Here is a 22,049-nt window from a genome sequence, read left to right as displayed (position 1 = left end):
AACGTATGTCGCACCCCCTGCCCGAAACCGCGCAGCAGGCGCTCGACGCCCTGCTCGCCCCCGGGGAGCGCGCCCTGGTGGCCGTTTCCGGGGGCGCGGATTCCGTAGCCCTGCTGCACCTGACGCACCGCGCGGGCCGGGCCGGAGGTGTCCTCCATTTCGACCACCAGACCCGCGGCGGCGCCAGCGCGGAGGACGCGGCCTTCGTTCGGGATCTCGCGGCGTCGCTGGATCTCCCCTTTCACTTCGATTCCCGCTCCGTGGCCGAACTCGCCGCCGCGCAGGGCGCCAGCTTCGAAATGGCCGCGCGCGACCTGCGCTACGGCTTCTTCGAGGAGGCCGCCCGCACTGCCGGTTTATCCGCCGTGGCCACGGGCCACCACGCGGACGACCAGGCCGAAACCGTGCTGATGCGATTGCTGCGCGGCGCGAGCCCGTCCGGCCTCGCGGGCATTCCGCCCTCCCGCAACCGGCATGGCGTACGCTTCATCCGCCCCCTGCTCGAATGCCCGCGCGACACCATCCTCGCCTGGCTCCGGGCCGAGGGCCTGCCCTGGCGCGAAGACACGAGCAACACCGATCCGCGGTACACGCGCAACCGCATCCGCCACGAATTGCTGCCGCTGCTCGCCCGGGACTACAACCCCGCCATCGCCGAAGCGCTCCAGCGCCTCGCCCAACTCCAGCGCCAGGACGACGCCCTGCTGGAGCGCCTGACCGACGCGGCCCGGGAACAGTGCCTCGACGCCACGGGCCGCCTCCTGCGCGCCCCTTTCCGCGACACCGACCCCGCCCTTCAATATCGGCTGATCGCGGCCTGTATTCAAGAGATCGGCGGCGACGCCTCCTTCGAGGGAGTCCAGCAGGCGGTGGAGGCGCTCCAGAGCGCGCCAGCCGGCATCCAGATCGACCTGGGCCACGATCGCTCGCTCTTCCTGGCCGCCGATCATGCCGTGATGGCCCTCCCGCAACAGGCCCGCGACCCCCTACGCCTCATCCTGCCTGTGCCCGGCGTCGCCGACGGCCTCGGACGCCGCTTCCAGGCGCGGATCCTCGAAGCGCGCCCGGCGGAGCCCCTCGCGCGCTACTGCCACCCCGGACGACAGGTCTTCGACGCGGCTGCGCTCGGGGACGCGCTGATCATCCGGACGCGCCGCCCCGGGGATCGCTTTCAGCCCCTGGGCCTGGCCGGATCCCGCAAGCTCAAGGACGTCTTCAACACCCTCGGACTGACCCAACCGGAACGCGACGCCCAGCTCCTGTTCGAGAGTAACGGCGAAATCGTCTGGATTCCCGGGCACACCATCAGCCACAATGTGGCCGTCACCGCCGCCACCCGGCGCCTGCTCGAAGTCACGGTAACCTGATTCATGCACCTGCGCCTCAGCCAGTATCCCCTCATCGACGCCGCCGCAATCCGCGATCGCATCGGCGCCATGGCGGCGGAACTGGACGCGCGCTACGCCGGCCGGGAGCCCCTCGCGCTCGTGGTGCTCAAGGGCGCGGTCCCGTTCAGCGCCGATCTCCTGCGCGCGATGCAAGCCCCGCTGACGGTGGAGTACATCCGCGCGAAGAGCTACGACGGCACGGCCTCGCGCGGCGAGGTGGTCTTCTCGCACCTGCCCGAGGAGCCCCTCCGCGACCGGCATGTGCTGGTGCTGGAGGACATCCTCGACACGGGACAAACCGCCACCGCGATCCTCGACTTCGTCCGCGCGCAGCACCCGGCCTCCCTGTGCCTCGCCACGCTCCTGGACAAACCCTCCCGGCGCACCTGCGCCATCAACGCGGACCTGGCCGGCTTCGTGATCCCCGATCACTTCGTCGTCGGCTACGGGCTCGACTACAACGAGCGCTACCGCGAACTCGACGCCATCTACACCCTCGAAAGCTGACCGGAGCCCCCATCCGCCGTTTGAAGCCGCAGGCCGCGAAAGCGAGAATCGAGCGGGCTCGGCGGCGCGACAAAAACGACAGCCCGCGCGCGGTGTTCGCGGCGGGCTGCCGTGGCGGTTCAGATTGACGCGGGGTCTCAGGCCCAGGCGATCAGGGTGGTCTCGTGTTTCTGCGCGAGATCCTCGTGGCTGGGAATGGCGCGGACGGTGAAGCCGAGCTGTCCGGTCTGGTTGCAGAGGATGGAGCCCTCGAAGCGGACATCGCCCTTTTCCGGCTCCGCGGCGACCTTCATTTCACTCCAGTGGCCGTGCTCGATCTGGCCTTCCGTGTCGAGGGTGCCGTAGTAGACCTCAACGGTGACGTCCTTGCTGGTCAGCTCGCCGAGGTGCACGACGGCGGAGACGCTCAGATGGGTCCCGACGGGAAGGTTCTCGGTGGGCCCGGACTCCACGCTGGCAATCCGCACCTTGGGCCACAGCTTGTGCACGCGCTGCTTCCAGGCGGAGAGCGCCAGCGCGCGTTTCCGCCCATCGGCCTTGAGGGCGTTGCGGCGGTTGCTGGAGGGGATGTAGCAGCGATCGGTGTATTCCTGGACCATGCGGTAGGTATTGAATACCGGCCCGATCGTGCGGATGGCGGATTTCATCCGGTGAATCCACTGTCGCGGGAGGTCGTCGCTGCCGCGATCATAGAAGGTGGGAACAACCTCCTTCTCCAGGATTTCGTAGAGCAGTTCGCTCTCGACGCGGTCCTGTTCCTCGAGGTCGTCGTACTGTTCGCCGCGCCCGATGCTCCAGCCGTTGGGGCCGAGGTGCTCGGCCTCGCACCACCAGCCGTCGGGAATGCTGATGTTCAGCCCGCCGTTGGCCGAGGCTTTCATGCCGCTGGTGCCGCTGGCCTCCATGGGCCGGCGGGGGGTGTTGAGCCAGCAGTCGACGCCCTGGACCATGTAGCGCGCGACGTTGATGTCGTAGTCCTCCAGGAAGATGAAGTTGCGGCGCACGGCGGGTTCGCGGGCGAACTGCTGCAAATCGCGAATAAGCTGCTTGCCCGCGGTATCCGCGGGGTGCGCCTTGCCGGCGATGATAAACTGTACGGGGTGCTCCGGGTTGGTCAGGATACGCATCAGGCGCTCTCGATCGCGGAGGATGAGGGCGGCGCGCTTGTAGGTGGCGAATCGCCGCGCGAAACCGATGGTGAGGGTATCGGGGTTAAGCACTTCATGGCAGATGCGGAGCTCGGTGTCCGTGGCGCCCCGCTTTTCGTATTGCGCGGCAAGCCGGCGCCGCGCGAAATTCACGAGGCGCTCGCGGCGCCGCTCGTGCGTGCGCCAGAGCTCGGTATCGGGCACGCTGTCGATGCGCTGCCAGATGCTGTGGTCGTCGGGGCTGTTGACCCAGCCCGGACCGAGATAGCGGTCGTAAAGGTCCGACAGGTCGCGGGAGATTACGCTGCGCGTGTGGATGCCGTTGGTGATGGAGGTGATGGGCACCTCCTCCTCGGGCACGCCTGTCCACGTGAGGTTCCACATGTTTCTGGCGACCTCGCCGTGGAGCTTGCTGACGCCGTTCGCGCCCGAGGAAAGCCGCAGCGCGAGCACGGTCATGCAGAAGGGTTCGTGGCTGTCGTCGGGATTCTGGCGTCCGAGGCGGAGCAGGCGATCGAAGGGGATGCCGACCTCGGCGCAATAGGTGTGGAAGTAGCGCTCGACCAGGGCGGGTTCGAACATGTCATTGCCGGCGGGCACGGGGGTATGGGTGGTGAAGAAGCTGCCGGCCTTGACGGTCTCGATAGCATCCTCAAAGACCATGCCGTCGTTAAGCACCAGGTCCTTGATGCGCTGGAGCGTCATGAAGGCCGCGTGGCCCTCGTTCATGTGGTAGGTGGTGGGCTGGATGCCGAGCGCGTGCATGGCGATAACGCCGCCCATGCCCAGGAGTATTTCCTGGCGCACGCGGGTCTCGCGATCGCCGCCGTAGAGCTGCGCGGTGATCGCGCGGGCCGCCGGGGAATTGTCCTCGTGGTCGCAATCGAGCAGGAAGAGCGGTACGCGCCCGACCTGGCAACGCCAGACATAGGCCTTTATCATACCCTCGGGATAGGGGATTTCGATGGTCAGGGGCGCGCCCGATTTGTCCCGTTCGTGCGCGATGGGGATGTTGTAGAAATCGTTGTGCGGGTAGGTTTCCTGCTGCCAGCCGTCCGCGCTGAGGTACTGGCTGAAATAGCCCTCGCGGTAGAGCATGCCAATGCCGACGAGGGGCAGGCCCAGGTCGCTGGCGGCCTTCAGGTGGTCGCCGGCGAGCACGCCCAGGCCGCCGGAGTAGATACGGAGGGATTCGTGAAGCCCGAACTCGGCGGACATATAGGCCACGCAGAAGTCCGGCGAGGCGTCGGGGTTGCGATCGGCCCAGGTGTTGGTTTCCATGTAGTCACGGAGCTTCTCCTGAACGCGGTCCATGTGCGCGAGGAAGCTGTCGTCCTTCGCGAGTTCGTCGAGCCGCAGCTGGCTGATCTGGCCCAGCATCGCGGAGGCGTTCTGGTTGACGCGCGTCCAGAGGTCGCGGTCAATGCGGTGGAACATGTCGATTGCGTCATGGTTCCAGCACCACCAGAGATTGCCCGCGATTTCGAGCAGGGGCTTGAGACGCTCCGGGACCCGGGGCACCACCGTATATTTTGATACCATTGGCATTGTGTACATTTCCTTTTGGGTTCGGGGTGTGCGGCGTCCGCCAGCCGGCCCCGCGTTCGGGGGCCACGCATACCGCGGAGTGATGGAAGCCAGGCCTGAATTCGGGGGCCAGCGCTGCCGGGCGCGGGCCCGGCGAAACCAGCCGCGAACCTGCCTCCCCGACGGTGCAGGATTCGCGCGATGCGTAGCATAGCAAGTGTGGGGCGATACAGCAAGCCTTCAAAAGGCCGCGCGCGCACGTTGCCCAATGCGGGCTGATACCGCAGCGGCGAATAGTGCGACAAACAGGACGTTCATACCGACGCAATCAGGGCGAACGCGGCCGGGTGTGCGTACGTGAACGGCACGGCAAGATCTAAAAGAAATAGCGCGCGAAGAAGCCGCCGATGCCGCTGAAGAAGGCGCCGACGGGGCCGCGCTGGACCTTGATGCGGCCGTTGTGGAGGGCGGCGCGGTATTCGAAGCCGTGGCGGGCGACGCCGACGACCGGGGTGAAGGCGGTGGACTGAACGGGCTGCGGGGTGACGTCGATGCCTTCGGGCAGGCCCTGGCGCGCGGGGACTTCGAAGACGGCTTCGGCGAGGGAGACCATATTGCGTATGGACGCGGCGCCGCCGGTGAGGATGATGCCGCGAACGAGGTGCTTGGCCATGCCGCGGGAGTTGATGTGCTGCTGCACCTTGTTGAGAAGTTCGCGCGACCGCTCGAAGATAATCATTTCGAGCTCCTCGCGGTCCACGATCGTGGGGGCGCCGTGCACGGCGCTTTTGAGCTTTATCTGCGCGGAGCGGCCCTTGGCCAGTTCCTCGGCGTCGTTTCCGGGCTTGCCCGTCTTGAGTTCACGCTGGATCAGGGCGTCGGAAAGCCCGTACTCCAGCACCAGCTCGTCCGCCTCCTCAAAGGAGACCTGGAGGCCGGCGGCGACATCGCGGGTGATGTGGAATCCGCCCCAGTCGAAGCACTGGGTCGCCAGAATGCGCCGGTCCCGGTACACGGCGAGGCTGGTCGTGCTCCGGCCCATGTCGAGGACGGCGACGCCGAGCTCCTTGTCTTCCAGGGTGAGGCAGCCAAGCGCGGAGGCGATGGGGAGGAACACGAGATCCTCCAGTTCACGCCCCTGCGATTCGATGCAGGTCACGATATTGTCCTCGATGACGGACGGAATCTGCGCGAAATGCACGCGGACCTTGAGGATGCTTCCCCGGATGCCGACGGGATCGCTCACGCGGAGGTCGTCGACATACCATTCCTGCGAGGTGATGGAGGAAATGACCTGTTTTCCGGGCGCCAGGATCTCGCGGGAGGCCAAATCGATGGACTCGTCGAGGTGGTGCATCTCCACGACATCGCTGTCGAGCTTTACGGTGCCTTCCCGGACGCAGCTCTCGACGTTGGTGCCGCTCAGGCCACAGAACAGCGAGGCGATCTTGACGCCGGCCTCTTTTTCGGCGGCGTGGATGGCCTGTTTCAGGGCGCGCTGGGCGGCGGTGAGGTCCTGGATGAGGCCCTGGGATACGCAGCCCTTCCCCTGGGCGACGCCGTGGCCGAGGATCTGTACCGAGCCGTCCCGCCCTTCCATCGCGACGACTACGCGCACCTCGCGGGAGCCGAAGTCGACGGCGCCGACAATTTCACCTTTCCTGGCCACGATGGGAGTCTTCCTTCCTGTTGGTGTGTGCGTGCGGACGCCCCGGTCCGGCGCTGATTACCAGATCCGCCGCTAACTGGCGTGTTCCTGGGGCGCGCCGTTCCCCGCGCCATCCCCACCGTCGCCATTCCCCTCGTCGGCCGGGAGAAGTTCGGCCTGCTGCGGCTCGTGGGCCTCCCCGTGATCGGCGGCGCCGTTGCCGGCGGCGGACGCGTCCGATTCCGGCGCGGAATCCTCGGGGGCTGGCGGCTCCGCGGCGGGTTCCGGCTCGCCGGTTACGTGCCGGAGCGTGTTCTCAATATCATCGACGGCCTTTTCCCGGCGGGCGAATTCCGTCTGGGTTTCGGCGAGCCGCGACTCGTGCGCCGCGCCGCTTTCCTGAAGCGCGCGGACGTGATCGCGCGCGCCGTCCAGATTCTCGCGGGAACCGGATTCCTCTTCCTCCAGGCTCTCGAGTTCGGCCTGCATGCGCTGCTCTTCGCCGATGGAATCGCTCAGGTTCGATTGGATTCCCGCCAGGCGCTCGGCTTCCGCGTCGCGGCGGGCTTCGAGTTCGGCGATCTGGCGATTGAGATCCTCGACGGCGCCCTCGGCCGCGGCCACTTCGCCGCGCAGCTCTTCGATGCGCCGCTGTTTTTCCTCGAATTCCTGGCGGCACCGGGCGACGTCCTCTTCGAGACGTCTCACGCGCTCTTCCGCTTCGTGGACCGCAAGCTCACCCGAGGCCACGGCGTCGCGATTGCGCGCGATATCACTTTCGATTAGCGCGATCCGCTCCGCGACCTGGTTGGCCTCCAGGCGCGCCATGTTCACGGCGAGCTGCAGGGCGAACAACTTGGCGTCGGAGACGTTGCCGGCGGCCATGGCGCGCTGCGCGGTGCGGAGGAGCGCCTCCGGGGTTCCCGGTTCCGGTTCGGGTTCCGGCTGCACCGCAGCGGGCGCCGGGGCGGGTTTTGCCGGGGCGGGTTCGGGCGCGGGCGCAACCGCCGGCTCTTCCGGGGGCGCGACTTCGTCCACTTGCGGGGCGGCGTCTTCGATTGGCGCCTCGGGCCCTTCGTCAAGGCCGGAGTCCTCGGGTTCCACGGGCGAATCAACCGCCTGGCCGTCCCAGAACGCGGCGGCGTCTCCGGAATCGACCGCGGATTCCGGCGCGTCCGCGCCGGCATGCGCATTGAAGGAGGGTTCTGTCTCCGCCGTGAAATCGTCGGTCAATTCCGGCTGCGTACCGGCATCCGGCGTAAGCTCGTCCTCCAGGTCATCCCCGGAGGAAACGGGGCGGCCGAGGAGTTCGTCCAGCGATGGCGCGGGATGGTCCTCTTCCTGGCTCCGGTTCCTGTGGGCGGGGGAATCGAAGGGCGAGTCGTCGTCGCCGCCTTCCACGCCAGGATCCACCGGGGCGAAGGGGTCACCGGGATCGCTGGCGAAGGCGCGGGCGGTCGCGGATGGCGCGTGGGCATCATCAAAGACCGAGCCCGGTATCCCGGAGCCATCATCGAGGATGTTATCGAAGTCGTCCGGTTCGGTCCGGGCGGGCGCGTGGGCGGATTCCCGCTCGACCGGGCCGTCGTCGTCGATCAGGGTCAAGCCGGCGGTGGCAAGGTCGTCCAAGGCGCGTTCGTAGCGGTTTTCCCACTTTTTCATGACGCCGGAGCGCACATTGCCAACGATAAGGTCGCCCACCATCAGGCATAGGATTTCGTAGCTTTCCTTGAGAAAGCCGACGCACTGTCCGGCCTGGCCCGCGTCCTCGAAGGTCTGGAGAATGCGCGCGGTGTCGGTCAGCGCTTCCTTGACGTCGTCCCAGTCCTCGCCGAGGGCGATTTCGATGCCCGTGATGAGCTGGTTCATGCACTCGTCGCACCAGGCTTCCTGGGGCGCGCCCTCTTCGGCGCGGGTCACCTGACGCTGGAAGCGGCCCAGCGCGGTTAGAAGCCGCTGGGTGGGATCGCCCGCAACCCTGGGCTCTTCCGGGGACGGTGGGGTCATCATAGTCTCCTCATCGACAATTGGTTCAAGCGTCTGCACCGCGAGGCCCGCCGCCTGCCGGTCCTGCTGCGGGCGCTCCCCAAAGAGGCGGCGTCCGGCCGCCGCCAGATTCCGGGATTTTTTTCCAAATCGCACCGTGAGCACCTCCGAGCGGCCATTGTAGCACAGGCCTTCCGGGGAGGCAATATATGTTGTGGTTGGTCAGGGCATTTCGAGAAGGGCGCCACAAAATATCCGAAATGCCGCCCGCGCGCCCCGTATCTGGAACCGGGGCCGGGCGGAATGGCATAGTAGGGGCGCGATTTCTCCGCCACTGGAGTCTGAAGCGGGCTGGAAATGTAACCTATTCATGATACTGTACTTGATTAAACGGCTGGCGACCTTCGCGCCGGTGCTGCTCGCGATCATCACGCTCACGTTCTTCATGGTCCGCCTGGCGCCGGGTGGGCCCTTCGACCAGGATCGCCGCGTGCCGGAGGAAACCCTGCGCCAGCTGGAAGCGGCCTACAACCTGGATGCACCGCTGTACCGGCAGTACCTGGACTATGTCGCGGGGGTGATCCAGGGGGATCTCGGCCCCTCCTTCCGCAAGCCCAGCCGCACCGTGCGCGAATGGATCCTGTTGCGGCTCCCCGTCTCACTGGAATTGGGGGCCTACGCGCTGCTGGTGGCGCTGTGCATTGGCCTGCCCGCCGGCATCCTCGCGGCGTCCCGGCCCAACACCGCCCAGGACTACGTCCCCATGTCGTTCGCGATGGCGGGGATCTGCCTGCCGAATTTTGTGCTGGGCCCCCTGCTCGTGCTCGTGTTTTCACTCTGGCTGGGGTGGATGCCGGTGGCGGGCTGGGACACGCCGGCGGAGAAGGTGCTCCCGTCGCTCACGCTCGGCGCCGTGTACGCCGCCTACATCGCGCGACTGACGCGCGGCGGGCTGCTGGAGGTGCTCGGGCAGGACTACATCCGCACGGCGCGCGCGAAGGGGTTGCGGGAACCGGCCGTGGTGCTCAAGCACGGGCTGCGGGGCGGGATCCTGCCGGTCGTGGCCTTTCTGGGGCCCGCGACGGCGGGTCTGCTGACGGGCTCCTTCGTGGTGGAGAAGATCTTTCAGATACCGGGGCTTGGCCGCGAGTTTGTCGAGGCGGCGTTTCACCGGGATTACACGATGATCATGGGTACGGTGCTGGTCTACGCCACGCTCGTGCTGGCCCTCAACCTTGTCGCGGATCTGGCCCAGGCCTGGCTCGATCCGCGCGTGCGCGCGGGGGCGAAATGAGCACGCCGGTCCTGGCGGGGGACGCGGAAGCGGGCGTATCCCTGTGGAAGGACGCCTGGCGCCGCCTGCGCAAGAACCACCTGGCGGTGGTCAGCACCGGGCTGCTGGCGGCCGTCGTGCTGCTGGCGGTGTGCGGCCCGTGGCTCTCGCCCTACGCCTACGACCAGCAGGACACCAGCGTGGGGGCGTCCGCGCCCTCCGCGGCCCACTGGTTCGGCACGGATCCGCTGGGGCGCGACCTGCTGGTGCGCGTGCTGTACGGGGGCCGGATCTCGCTGCTGGTGGGCATCGTGGCGACGCTGGTGTCGATGACGATCGGCGTGACGTGGGGCGCGATCGCGGGGTTCGCCGGCGGGCGCACCGACCAGATCATGATGCGGATCGTCGATGTGCTTTACGCGCTGCCGTTCACGATCTTCGTGATTATCCTGATGGTCCTGTTCGGGCGGAATATCGTCCTGCTATTCCTGGCGATCGGCGCGGTGGAATGGCTGACGATGGCCCGCATTGTCCGCAGCCAGGTGATCTCGCTGCGGGAGAAGGAGTTTATAGAAGCGACGCGCGTGATGGGCTTTTCCGGCGCGCGGGTCGTGTTTCAGCACGTGATACCCAACACGCTCGGGCCGGTCATCGTGTACGTGACGCTGACGGTGCCGCAGGTGATGCTGCTGGAGGCCTTCCTGAGCTTTCTCGGCCTCGGCGTGCAGCCGCCGATGAGCAGCTGGGGCCTGCTGATCCAGGAGGGCGTCGAGGTCATGGAGGAATACCCCTGGCTGTTGATTTTCCCGAGCCTGGCGCTATCGGCGACGCTCTTCGCGCTCAATTTCCTCGGGGACGGGCTGCGGGACGCGCTCGACCCCAAGGCGTCAAAGGATTAGCGGGCCGGGCACCGGCTTAAAGCAATATAGATTGAACCACGAATGGACACGAACTCACACAGGGCAGCCTCTGGCCGCAACCGAATCGATTTGAACCGCGAATGCACACGAATGAACGCGAATTGTATGGTGCTTCAAGGCGCGTCGATGATGAATGTAGTGGACTCGGGATTCCCGCACTTCCGGCCCGAAGGGCCAATGCAGCTTCGAGCCCTGGGCAACGCCCAGGGGAAGCGTGGTGTAGTTTTCATTCGCCCTGAAAGGGCAACGCAGTTCAATGTACGAGCCAGAACTCCGCCGCCCTTTCAGGGCTCACAGGATACCTATTCCGTTAACCCCGGGCGTTGCCCGGGGCTCGAAGCTGCCGTGCCCCTTCGGGGCGTTTTCTCAAAACAGTGCCGATAGATGAGGCTGAATGTCGAACCCGCGTCTCATCTACGTAACCTGATCTGTATGAATGAACTGCTGCGTGACTTTCCAATAGACATGCAAAAATAAAAAGAAAGTGACGGATAGTTGTACGAAGGAAGAAGTGATTCAATATCCCTGGGACTCCGAGGTTGCCATTCTGGCCCACTGGCTCCATAAACACCGCCTTCGAATCCCGGGACGAGGCTATGGTCTCTTCATTCGTGTGAATTCGCGTTTATTCGTGGTTCCCACTTTCCGGGTTGCTCCCGACGCCTGATCTGATCTGTTCGCGTTAACATATGGATATGGTATGAGTCTACTCGAAGTTCAGAACCTGCACACCGCTTTCCACACCCGCGACGGAATTGTTCGCGCGGTGAACGGGGTGTCGTACACGATGGCGCCCGGCGAGACGCTGGGGATCGTGGGCGAGTCGGGGTCCGGCAAGTCGGTGTCGCAATATTCGCTCTTGGGGCTGCTGCCCGTCCCGCCGGCGCGCGTGGAATCGGGCGCGGCGATCTTCGATGGAACCGATCTTCTGCGCGCGGGCGGCGAGGTGCAGCGGCGCGTGCGGGGCGGGCGCATCGGGATGATCTTTCAGGACCCGATGACCGCCCTGAACCCGTATATGCGCATCGGAAAACAGCTGATGGAGCCCCTCCGGCTTCACGCGGACGTATCGAAGGGCGAAGCGCGCGACCGGGCAATCGAAGCGCTGGGCGAGGTGGGCATCCAGGACGCGGCGGGCGCGCTCGAGCGCTACCCGCACGCGTTTTCGGGCGGGATGCGCCAGCGGATCATGATAGCGATGGCGCTGATCACGCGGCCGGCCCTGCTGATCGCCGATGAACCGACGACCGCGCTGGACGTGACGGTGCAGGCGCAGATCCTCGCGCTGATCAAGCGGCGCCAGCAGGATCTGGGCATGGCGGTGACGATCATTACCCACGATCTGGGCGTGATCGCCGCAACCTGCGATCGGGTGCTCGTGATGTACGCCGGGCGGATCGTGGAGGCCGCGCCGCGGGCGGATCTGTTCCGGAAGCCGCTTCACCCGTACACGAAGGCGCTGATGGCGTCGATGCCGGCGATGCACCGGGCCGGCGAGCCGCTGTACACCATTCCGGGCCTGCCTCCCGACCTGAGCCGCCCCGTCGCGGGCTGCGCGTTCGCGCCACGGTGCGAACACGCCGCGGATCGCTGCCGCGCGGGCGAGATGGCCCTGCGCGAGAAGGAAACCAACCGCCATACCGCCTGCATCCGGGTGCTGGACGGGGAGGTGGACCCATGAGCGAACCGCTCTTGCGCGTCGAGAACGCCAGCACGCATTTTCGGGTGAGCACGGGGCCCTTTTTCCGGCGGTCGCACGGCACACTGCGCGCGGTGGCGGGGGTGAGCCTGACCTTGCGCGAAGGGGAGATTCTCGGCCTGGTCGGCGAATCGGGGTGCGGCAAGTCGACCCTCGCGCGGACCATTCTGCGGCTTGTGCCGGCGGCGGGCGGTTCGATCCATTTTGACGGCCGCGACCTGGCGGGGTTGAAGGCGCGCGAACTGCGCGGGATCCGCCCGGCAATCCAGATGATCTTTCAGGATCCCTACGCGTCGCTGAATCCGCGGAAGACCGTGTATGACGCGCTGGCGGAGCCCATGATCGCGCACGGGATCGTGCCGCGCGCGGAACTGCCGGCGGCGGTGAGCACGCTTATGGAGAAGGTGGGGCTGGCCCGGCGTTTCGTGCGGAAGTACCCGCACGAATTCTCCGGCGGGCAGCGGCAGCGCATTGCGATTGCGCGCGCGCTGGCGCTGCGGCCGCGGGTGATCATTGCGGATGAGCCGGTGTCGGCGCTGGACGTCTCGGTGCAGGCGCAAATCCTCAATTTGTTGCGCGCGCTGTGCGCCGAGGAGCGCCTGGCGATGATGCTCATATCGCACGACCTGGCGGTAGTGCATCACATGGCGCACCGGATTGCGGTGATGTACCTGGGGCGCATCGTGGAGGAAGGGCCGGCGGAGTCCGTGTTCAGCGACCCGCGGCATCCCTATGCGCGGGCGCTGCTGGCCGCCATCCTGAAGCCGTCGGCCGATGCCCCGGCGCAGCTGGAGTCGCTGCGGTTGCAGGGCGACCCGCCGTCCCCCGTGAACCCGCCGCCCGGCTGCGCGTTTCACCCGCGGTGCCCCTGGGCGACGGATGCATGCCGCGCGGAGGTTCCGCCGCTGGCGCCGTTTGCCGAGGGTCGCGCGGCGGCGTGCATACGCCTCGACGCGGTGGCGGAAGGCCGGTAGGATCAGGGCTGTCGTTCATGACTCAGTGCGCCACATATCTAATACGTGAGCTATACGAAGTGGCGCCTGCTCTTTATCGTCTTGCCGCGATACTACAACGAGAGCGTGCAAGGCTGGGAGCGCAGGCGTCCCCGCCTGCCATGCACCGGAGGTGCATGGAATTATTGAAATATCGGCACATTTGATTGGGGACAAGATCGGGCCTGGGCCGCCAGCACACATCAGTTTCGCGCCTTCGGCGCGGTGCGGGTGGCGCGGTTTTGTGCGGTTGTGTAGTAAAGCCAACTTCATTCCGCCATATCAGAGCAGCCGTTCATGACGCGTTGCGTCACCCGTTAAGGGTGAAAATGGACGGCGGCTTCGCCGCCTGGCAGGCGGGGACGCCTGCGCTCCCAGCCTTTGCCGCTTCCTTGTTTGGGGACGCTGTAATCTGTTTTGTGTGAGGCGGTTGTGGTGATGCTGCGTCGCAAATTTTCAGAGCAGGCGGCGGAAGCCAGTGAGGGCTTCGGGACCTTCGAGCGCGGCGTCGATCTGGTCCCGCTCCACGCAGCCCTTGATGATTTCGAAGACGCGATCGACGGCGTGCGCGTGCTCTTCGACGATGGCGTCGGTGTGCGCGAGCGTGGGGTAGATCACCGTGCTGGCGAGGTAGCCTTCTTTCAGCATTTCCTGGGTATAGAGCGTCTTGAGGGCATTGGCGCGGGGATGATCGAAGGCGAAGTGCGCCAGGCAGGGGTAGCCCTCGGGAACCGACACGGGCAGGCCGTGGCGCGCGGCGGCGTCGCGCCAGCACCGCTGCATTGCCGTGCCGATGCGGGCCACGTGGGCCGGCACGTCTTCTTCCGCCATGACGTCGAGCACGGCGAGCGCGGCGGCGGGCCCCACAGCCTCGGTCCAGTACGTGCTGCTGATGAAGGATTCGTGGGCGCCTTCCATCGCCGCGCGCGTTCCGATTACGGCGCTGATGGGGTGGCCGTTGCCGAGGGCCTTGGCGAAGTTGGCGAGATCGGGCTGAACGCCAAGCGCCAGGTGGGCCCCGCCCCGGCACAGCCGCCAGCCGATGGTGATTTCGTCGAAGACGAGGAGGGCGCCGTGTTGCGCGCACCCGGCGCGCACGGCCTCCAGGAAGCCCGGCGCGGGATCGTGGAAGCGGCACGGCTCCATCACCACGGCGGCGAGGCGGTCGCCGCAGGCATCGAGGATGCGTTGAAATGCGTCCAGATCATTGGCCGCGAAGGCGAGCGCCGTGCCGCGCAGGCCCGACGGCACGCCGCCCGGATCGAGGCCCGGGAGCAGGTGGCCCTTGAGGGCGTCGGTCTCGCCCAGGTTCGCCGCGAGATACCAGTCCTGCCAGCCGTGGTAGCCGCAGATGGCCACCATGTCGCGGCGGGTGGTCGCGCGGGCGATGCGCACCGCCATGGCGCAGGCCTCGCCGCCCGTTCGCGCAAAGCGCGCCTGCTCCGCCCAGGGGTGAAGTCCGCAAAGCCGGTCCGCCAGCGCGACTTCCTCCGGGGCGTTGAGCGTGCACATGCCGCCGTCCGCGATCCGGCGTGTGACGGCCTCGGTGACGCGGGGGTGCGCGAAACCAAGCAGGCACGCGCCGATGCCGTTGAAGCACATATCGGCGTAGCGGTTGCCGTCCAGATCCCAGACTTCGCAGCCCTTCGCGCGGGCGAAATAGGCGGGCCACTGTCCCGGGGCGAAGTTTTCCGGGCGTTTGCTGAGGAGTTGCACGCCGCCGGGGATCCGGGTTTTCGCGTGTGCGTAAAGCGCCTGGGTTTTCGGGGTGTTCATGGGCTTGCCTGGTGGTTGCGTGGGGGTTGGAAATTCGTTTGGAACCGTGGAGAACACATTAAACTCAAGAGGACAGGGATTTCGCATACACTTTCACGACAATCGCATTTAAATCCGATCATGACAGATGGGCATAAACACGTGTCGATTTTGGAACCTCGATTCAAGGAAAGGGAGCGTCCTGGAGCGCCTCCTCTTCCAGATTTCCACCGGTTCATATGGCGACTGGCTCGTACACGAATTCTGGATCAAATTGTCCTGCTTACACCGTCAGGCCTTCGGCCAGGGCGACCGCGCTCAGGAAGCCCTGGCGCAGCGCCGTGACGTCGGCGCCGGTGTTGAAAAAGCGATAGCCCATCGCGACGAAGTCGGGCAGCATCGCGGCGGGGCCGACGGTGCCGGCGAACTTGCCGTGCTTCAGCGCGACCTCGGCCACGCGCCGGTAGCCGGCCTGCACTTCCGGGTGGTTCAGGTTGCCGGGGTCGCCGATCGCGTGGCTGTAGTCGCCGGGACCGAAGAAGATCATGTCGATGCCCTCGACCGCCGAAATGCCCTCCAATTCATCCATGGCCTCGGGATCCTCGATCTGAACGATGACCATGCGCTCGCGGTTCGCCTGCGCGATGTACTCCGCCACCGGAATTGCGCAATACGCGCCGTCCGCGTTGCCGCCATCGAGCGGGCGGCGCCCGATCGGGTGGAAGCGCGTGCGCCAGGCGATGTCGCGGGCGTCTTCCGCGCTCATGACATGCGGGACCATGATGGCGGTGGCATCCATCTCGAAGGGGCGGATCAGATCGCTGTAGCTCCCGCGCTCGACGCGCACGATCGCGTCGCAGTCGTAGATTTTCGCGGCGCGGATCTGCTCTTCCACGTGGTGGATGCTGTTGGGGACGTGCTCCAGGTCGAGCCAGACCGCGTCGGCGCCGCACTGGCCGGCGATCTCCGCCGCGCGCCCGTCGGTCAGGTTGAGTTTGAGGCTGTGGGCGATCTGGCCGGCGCGGAGCTTGCGCAGGAGGCGGCTGGGCCGCATGTGCGGGGTGGTCATTCGGGGTCCTTTGTGGTTGGGGAGGTGCGGGGAGTGGCGTCGGGGGTCACAGAGACGGCAGAGTCAGCAGGGACGGCGGTGGCGAACATGCTACGGCGCCTGATCGAGACGGACGGTCTCGCCGCCGCGCTCGCGGCTTTCGATGCCGGCGATGATGATCTTCATCTGCTCGACGGTTTGCTCGAAGGGCACGGGGGAAGCGCCGGTGCGGAGGTAGTGGACGAAGGCTTCGAGCTGGGTCTTGAAGGCGTGGAAGGTGTCTTCGAATTTCGTGCTCAGGGCGCCTTTCGTGCCAAGCACCTGCACATGGCCAAAGGCGCCGTAGAGGTCGCTGATGACGTTGAGCAGAACCTTCACGCCCGATTCATGTTCGATGAGCATGAAGTTGGCGTTTTCGTCGCCCTGGTGCGACACGCTGCGGTAGCCGCCGGCGGGCAGCATGGGGTAGACGGCCTCCAGCGCGTGAATGCCGTAGCGCTCCCACGACTTGGCCATGCTCACCGTGATCAGGCGGCAGTCCCCCACTTCGCCGAGGCGGCTGTCGAGCGCGCGAAACTCCCTACCGTAGCGCATGGCGCTCGTGGACATGAACGGGCAGCCGGCGTCGCGCCACGCGATGAACTGGCGTAGATCCGGCGTGTTGTCGGTCATGGGCTTGTCAATGAAGATCGGTATGCCCGCCTCGATGAAGGGGCGGCAGCGGTCCACATGCTCGTGTCCGATATCCGTGGCCACCACGACCGCGTCGACCACGCCGATCGCGTCTTCGGGGCGCTCCAGGATGAAGGGGATGCAGGAGGCGCGACCGACACGCGGCGCGTCGTCGGGATCGTCGCACCAGACGTGCGTGACCTGGACGCCGGGAATGCCGAGCGCCTCCTTCGGCTGCGCGCCGAGGTATTGCGGGATCACGGGGTAGCCGCATTCCGCCATGGCCTCGGCGTCGTAGCGCCCGTTGACGATGGCGGACCAGCTGAAGGGGTGCCCGTTGCCCTCGACCATGCCGAGCATGGCGAGGCGGATGTTGTTCGGGTCGGGTACGAGGCTCATGTCGGGTTTCCTGCGGGGTAAGGGGGCATGGCGGCGGGGGCATTATCCGCCCGGTTGCACGGGAGATTCCAGCGCGACGCACCGCGCGGCCAATTCATCCAGCGGCGTTCCGTCAATGCCGCGCATGGCCAGCAGCGCCGCGCCGAGGCTGGTCGGTTCGGGGCAGGCCACCGCGCGCACGGGGATGCCGAGCGTGATGGCCTTGATTTGCATCCAGACGCGGCTGCGGGCAGCGCCGCCCACGCTGTGGAGCTCCGCCGGGCGATTCGCGCCGCAAAGGGCGTCGAGCTGTGCCGCCAGGGCCTCGGCGACGCCCTGGAGAATGGCGCGGACGGCATCGCCTCGGGACTCGCTATCCGCCCAGCCGCGCACACACGCAAGCAGCGCGGGGGTATCCAGGCCGTGCGGCAGCGCAAGGCGGCTGTCGGCGGCTCCGGCGGCGGCTTCCGTTAACGCGTCGAAATCCGGGCGATCCGGCAACGCGTTCCGGAAGGCTTCGAGCAGATTCCCGGACACGTCGCCGAAAAGCATCTGGTAGTAACGGCCAGCATCGGCGGCGGGCCCCCAGAATATGCCGCTCCCCGGCGCGGGGGTGAAGTCGTCCGCGCACCGAACCGTGGCCAGCACCGTGCCGGTGGTTTCCGAAAAGCCCCCGGTGGCCACGTTGCCCGCGCCAATCGCTCCGGCGTACTGGTCCAGGCAGCCGGTGACGAAAACGCAGTCATGCGGGAGGTCGAACGCGGCCGCCGCTTCGGGTGTGATGGCGCCGATGCGGTCGCCCGTGCGGGCGATCCGGGGGAGCATGTCCGCGTCGATGGCCACGATATCCAGGGCCGGCTTCCACCACGCGAGCGTGTGGATATCGAACAGTCCGGTGAGGCCCGCCGCGCCCGCCTCGGTGATGAATTCGCCGGTGAAGCGCCAGGTGAAGTAGTCGCTGATCAGCGCAATTCGGGCGGCGCGCTCCCAGAGTTCCGGGGTCTGGTCCTGAAACCACCGAAGCTTGGCGGCCATGAACTCCGCGGACATCCCGGGCACGCCCGTGGTCTCGTAGAAGCGCGGCAGCGCCTGAAGCTGCTCCACGGGCGCGGTGTGGTCGGCCGCGCGGCGATCATTCCAGACCACCAGGGGCGTCAACGGCGCGTTTTCCGCGTCCAGCAGCGCGAAGGTGTTCGTCTGGCTGGACCAGGTGACCGCGCGTACGGCGGCCCAGGCGTCGGGGGCCTGCCGCCGGAGGTCGCGGGCAAGACCGAGCAGCGCGGCGTCAAAGGCGTCGACCGGCACTTCGCTGTGCGGGGCGCGGGCGTGCCGGAACGGGGTTGGCGTGCGCGCCAGGGCGCGAAGCGTCCCGTCGAAGCCGAAGAGTGTAGCCTTGAAATTGGTCGTGCCAAGATCGAAGACGAGGATCGCGCCATCGGGGGTCATGGGAAGTGGCTCTCCAAGCCCGGGATCAAATCGCTCGTGGGGAGCGTCCCGATGGTGGCGCGTGGCTCCTGGTGCTCCAGGCACACGAACCGGCGTAGCCGGATCGCGTGGCACAAGGTGGTGTGTGTGGTGTTTTCCATCACAATTCCAGCGCGGGCTCACACAACAATTCGGCGGCGTGGTCCATGAGGAGATTTCCGCCGTCGGGGCTCTTGAACAGGGCGTTGTTCGCTTCGTAGCCGCCTTCCGCCAGCGCCTCCTCCGTGACGAGGTAGCCCTGGAATTCGCCGTTGGCCATGGTGATGGCGTAGAGCCCCGGGAATTCCCCCATCAGGCCCAGGACAAACTCCACGAATATTTCGCCGGGAAACGCCGCCATGCGCTGCTTCCCCAGGCGGAAGCATTGCACCTCGGCGGGCATGCAGGACTCCACAAAGGGCGTCAGGGTCCCCCGGTGCGCGGCCTTCGCCAGCGTCAGGGTTTCCTGCGCGCCAAACAGGTCTACTTCCGCGGTGCGCGTTTCCGGGCTGCCCGGCTTGGACTTTTTCAGCGCCGCGTAACGCGCCTCGGCGGTGTCCAGGGCGGTTGCGGCGAGGGCCTCGCTCGGGAAGCCGCGCAAGGGCAGGCGGGTGGCGGCGGTCGCGTGGCCCAGCGCGAGTTCGGTGCTGAACCGGGGCGAAGCCATCGCGCCGATGACGCTATCAGCAAGCGCGTTCCCCAGGCGTTCGGCCTCCGCCAGTGTGTTCCCCTTCACAACGTGGCGCGGGCTCTGGTTGCCGCAGGCCCCGGTGTGGTAGATGACCGGTACGTCCGCGCCCAGCCACGCGTCCTGGAGGCGCTTGCGCGCGAGTCCGGGGAAATCGCCGCTGTAGACGGTCGAGTCCTCGTGCAGCACCGTGGGGTGCATGGACACGATCAGCATCAGCCCGATGGGGGCCTGGGTCGCCGCGTTGCGGACAAGCCAGACCGGCGTCTCCGGTATGCTCGGGCCATCGGGATCGCGCCGGTTTCCACCCACACACGATCCATCGGCCTCGGCGAACGCGATTTCCGCCTCGGCGGCGTTCCCCACCGCGGCCTCTCCCGCCGCGACAATGCCATCCTCCAGCTGCCGGAGGTACTCCGGGTCCGGCGGGGGCACGGTCTCGTCGTCCGCGTTGCTGGCGTAGGCCACCGTATCCGGGCCGGAATGGGTGTGGGTCGCCGTTACGCAAATAGCGCTTGCGGGTATCCCCGTGCCGGCTTCCAGGCGCTGGCGCGCGCGCGCCGCGAGGTCCTTCGGAACAAAGATCACGTCGTTCCCGATGTAAAGCTGTTGCTCTTCGCCGCTGCGCAGGTAGATCGCGGAACTGAGCAGGGGATCGTGGGTTCCGGTGCTGTTGCGCTTTACGTGGGGGTAGCCAAAGAGATGGAGCGACTTCGCGGGCGTGATGTCGATTTGCGCCGCGCCGGCGTGCAGGGGCTGGCTCACGGAATTCCTTTCACAACGGTGGGGCGCCGGGCCAGCCGCCTCGATCGGCCCAACCCGCGCTTGAATATGTTGTTATAACCAATTATACTTTTCCCGTAAGCAACGTGCAATCACGCCCACCCCCGGGACCCGCGCCAAACACCATGTCCAACACCGCCTATAACCGGGTCGCCGCCACCCTGCGCGACCAGATTCTCTCGGGATCCTGGGAGGGGCGGCTCCAGTTGCCCACCGAGCGGGAGTTGTGCGCGCGCTTCGATACGTCGCGCATCACGATACGTCGCGCCCTTGAAATCCTCGAAGACGAACAGCTCGTGGAGCGCCACCAGGGCGTGGGCACGTTCATCAAGTCGAATCCCGAGCGCAAGATCCCGCTGTTGACCACGGACTACTTCGGGAGCATCCAGACCCACGCGCCCGACATTTCGCGGCGCCTCGAATCGCTCCGCGACACGGCCCTGGGCGAGGAAGCGGCGCGCGCGCTCCGGGCCGAGCCGGGCACGGCGCTTCGTGAGGCGGTGCGCGTGGACCGTCTGCGCGGGGAGCCGATAGCGACGGACCGGGTGTTGATCGCGGCGGCCCACGCGGACCGCCTGGATCGATCGCATTTTGAAGCGATGGATTTTCTGGCGGTCTGGGCGCGGCGGCAGCGCATCGAGTTGGACTACTGCACGCAGACCATCGAGGCGGCGCGCGCGGACAAGGCGGTCGCCGGGCTGCTGCGCATCAAGGCGAACGAGATTGTTCTGAAGGAAACGAACGTGGTGACCGTGTCGGGCGGCGATCCGGCGGGGCTCTTCATCACACACTACCGGCACGACGTGTTCCGGTTTGAATGCACGATAGACCTCAAGTCCCGCGGGACGATCGCGAGGCGCCATGGCTGACTTTCTGATTGACAACGCGCGGCTGATCTGCCCCGGAGACCGGGTTTTCCACGGCTGGCTGCTGATTTCCGATGGCGTCATCGCGGAAATTGGCGACGACGACGCGCCCGACAGCCTGAATGGCAACCGGCTCGACGCGGAAGGCCGCCGCCTGACGCCGGGCCTGATCGACATGCACACGCACGGCATGCACCGGTTCAATTACGACCGGGGCGCCGGCGAACTGCGCGAAGCGGCGGCCCTGCTCGGTCGGTACGGCACGACGACGGTGATCCCGACGCTCGTGCCCAACCTGGGCGGCCGGATGTGGGCGCTGCTTCCGGAGTTGTCGGACGCGCTGCCCGGCATGGACTGTGTATCGATTCCCGGCCTGCACCTGGAAGGCCCCTTCGTCGCAATCACGGGCGCGGCCTGCGAAACGCGCGATGGCGACCTGGGCCTGTTGAAGGAATTGATCGCCGCGTGCGGCGGCCGCGTTTCGGTGATGTCGGTGGCGCCGGAAGTGCCCGGTATTCTGCCCGTGATCGAGCACCTGCGCGCGGAGGGCATCGTTCCCTTCATTACACACACGCGGGCAAGCGCGGAACAGACCCTGGCCGCAATCGACGCCGGCGCGCGGCACGCCACGCACTTCTATGATGTGTTTCCCGTACCGGAAGAGACCGACCCCGGCGTACGCCCCGTGGGCGCGGTGGAGGCGATACTCGGCCACCCGGATGCGACGTGCGACTTCATCTGCGACGGCATCCACGTCCACCCGGTGGCCGTGCGGGCCGCGCTGGCCGCGAAGGGCTGCGCCCGCGTCTCGCTGATCACCGACGCCTCCTTCGGCGCCGGGCTCGGCCCGGGCGTGTACGACACGCCCTGGGGCTATCCGGTGGAAGTGAAACCCGGCAATGCGCCGCGCATCGCGGACCCCGCGCATCCGTATTACGGGGCGCTGGCGGGCAGCGCGCTCACCATGAACCAGGGTATGCGGAACCTGCTGGCCTGGGTGGAGAAGCCCGAGGCGGAGGTGTGGGCGATGGGAACCTCAAGCCCCGCGCACGTGCTGGGCTTGACCGATCGCGGACGCCTGGAGCCTGGCATGCGCGCCGACCTTGTGCTGTGGAACGACGATGAGGCATTGACCCCCGCGGCCGTTTGGGTGGGGGGAAAAGATACTTTGAACAGGCCGCCGCTCGCTGAGGGGGGGTGCAGGGACTTCAGCGACAGCAGCGACAACAGGTCCCTGAAGTCACTGTAGTCCCTGCTGTCCCTGTGACCAACGGGCACGGCAGAAGGCAAACAGCTTGCTCCCGTTA

The 22,049-nt window shown here is 66.7% G+C and carries 16 protein-coding genes; 8 read left to right on the top strand and 8 right to left on the bottom strand.

Annotated features, from left to right (window positions below; genetic code table 11):
- The first annotated feature begins 5 nt into the window (after positions 1-5).
- A complete protein-coding gene (gene tilS / locus KF886_00180) occupies positions 6-1,367 on the top strand; it encodes a tRNA lysidine(34) synthetase TilS (protein MBX3175752.1) in 1,362 nt (453 codons plus the stop codon).
- Positions 1,368-1,370: 3 nt separating this feature from the next.
- Entirely contained in the window at positions 1,371-1,895 is a 525-nt protein-coding gene (gene hpt, locus KF886_00175; GenBank protein MBX3175751.1) for a hypoxanthine phosphoribosyltransferase, read from the top strand.
- Between the two features lie 137 nt (positions 1,896-2,032).
- Here the strand turns inward: hpt and glgP are convergent, their stop codons facing one another.
- From glgP to KF886_00160, 3 genes are all read right to left on the bottom strand, one after another.
- A complete protein-coding gene (gene glgP / locus KF886_00170) occupies positions 2,033-4,600 on the bottom strand; it encodes an alpha-glucan family phosphorylase (GenBank protein ID MBX3175750.1) in 2,568 nt (855 codons plus the stop codon).
- A gap of 346 nt (positions 4,601-4,946) precedes the next feature.
- Entirely contained in the window at positions 4,947-6,239 is a 1,293-nt protein-coding gene (ftsA, locus tag KF886_00165) for a cell division protein FtsA (protein MBX3175749.1), read from the bottom strand.
- Positions 6,240-6,311: 72 nt separating this feature from the next.
- Positions 6,312-8,360 (bottom strand): hypothetical protein, encoded by a 2,049-nt coding sequence (locus tag KF886_00160; GenBank protein MBX3175748.1) that lies wholly within the window; start codon positions 8,358-8,360, stop codon positions 6,312-6,314.
- Positions 8,361-8,574: 214 nt separating this feature from the next.
- Here KF886_00160 and KF886_00155 point away from each other — a divergent pair, with 214 nt between their 5' ends.
- The 4 genes from KF886_00155 (at position 8,575) to KF886_00140 (ending at position 13,070) form a co-directional block, all read left to right on the top strand.
- Positions 8,575-9,498: an ABC transporter permease gene (locus KF886_00155; GenBank protein ID MBX3175747.1), complete on the top strand. Its 924-nt coding sequence runs from the start codon at positions 8,575-8,577 to the stop codon at positions 9,496-9,498.
- A complete protein-coding gene (locus KF886_00150) occupies positions 9,495-10,376 on the top strand; it encodes an ABC transporter permease (protein ID MBX3175746.1) in 882 nt (293 codons plus the stop codon). The genes KF886_00155 and KF886_00150 overlap by 4 nt, the downstream gene beginning before the upstream one ends.
- A 721-nt stretch (positions 10,377-11,097) precedes the next feature.
- The gene (locus KF886_00145) at positions 11,098-12,078 is read left to right on the top strand and encodes an ABC transporter ATP-binding protein (protein ID MBX3175745.1); all 981 of its coding nucleotides are present in this window, start codon (positions 11,098-11,100) and stop codon (positions 12,076-12,078) included.
- Positions 12,075-13,070, top strand: coding sequence for an ABC transporter ATP-binding protein (locus KF886_00140; GenBank protein MBX3175744.1), 996 nt, complete (start codon positions 12,075-12,077; stop codon positions 13,068-13,070). Before KF886_00145 ends, KF886_00140 begins: the two co-directional genes overlap by 4 nt.
- A 474-nt stretch (positions 13,071-13,544) precedes the next feature.
- Here the strand turns inward: KF886_00140 and KF886_00135 are convergent, their stop codons facing one another.
- The 5 genes from KF886_00135 to KF886_00115 form a co-directional block, all read right to left on the bottom strand.
- The gene (locus tag KF886_00135; GenBank protein MBX3175743.1) at positions 13,545-14,864 is read right to left on the bottom strand and encodes an aminotransferase class III-fold pyridoxal phosphate-dependent enzyme; all 1,320 of its coding nucleotides are present in this window, start codon (positions 14,862-14,864) and stop codon (positions 13,545-13,547) included.
- A 262-nt stretch (positions 14,865-15,126) separates the two neighbouring features.
- The gene (locus KF886_00130) at positions 15,127-15,912 is read right to left on the bottom strand and encodes an aldolase (GenBank protein MBX3175742.1); all 786 of its coding nucleotides are present in this window, start codon (positions 15,910-15,912) and stop codon (positions 15,127-15,129) included.
- Between the two features lie 90 nt (positions 15,913-16,002).
- A complete protein-coding gene (locus KF886_00125) occupies positions 16,003-16,962 on the bottom strand; it encodes a Gfo/Idh/MocA family oxidoreductase (GenBank protein ID MBX3175741.1) in 960 nt (319 codons plus the stop codon).
- Positions 16,963-17,004: 42 nt separating this feature from the next.
- Positions 17,005-18,387, bottom strand: coding sequence for an FGGY-family carbohydrate kinase (locus KF886_00120; GenBank protein ID MBX3175740.1), 1,383 nt, complete (start codon positions 18,385-18,387; stop codon positions 17,005-17,007).
- A 139-nt stretch (positions 18,388-18,526) separates the two neighbouring features.
- Entirely contained in the window at positions 18,527-19,858 is a 1,332-nt protein-coding gene (locus KF886_00115; protein ID MBX3175739.1) for a hypothetical protein, read from the bottom strand.
- Between the two features lie 143 nt (positions 19,859-20,001).
- On the opposite strand from KF886_00115, the gene KF886_00110 reads away from it, so the two are divergent.
- Together KF886_00110 and KF886_00105 are read left to right on the top strand one after the other, a co-directional pair.
- Positions 20,002-20,745, top strand: a complete 744-nt coding sequence (locus KF886_00110; GenBank protein MBX3175738.1) for a GntR family transcriptional regulator — start codon at positions 20,002-20,004, stop codon at positions 20,743-20,745.
- Complete coding sequence (locus KF886_00105; GenBank protein MBX3175737.1) at positions 20,738-21,991, top strand: amidohydrolase family protein; 1,254 nt, start codon at positions 20,738-20,740, stop codon at positions 21,989-21,991. Before KF886_00110 ends, KF886_00105 begins: the two co-directional genes overlap by 8 nt.
- The last annotated feature ends 58 nt before the right edge of the window (positions 21,992-22,049 follow it).

This window comes from Candidatus Hydrogenedentota bacterium, assembly GCA_019637335.1.
GTDB lineage: Bacteria > Hydrogenedentota > Hydrogenedentia > Hydrogenedentales > JAEUWI01 > JAEUWI01.
The sequence above is the reverse complement of the archived record's forward strand: the minus strand, read 5'-3'. Positions and strand labels throughout refer to the sequence as shown.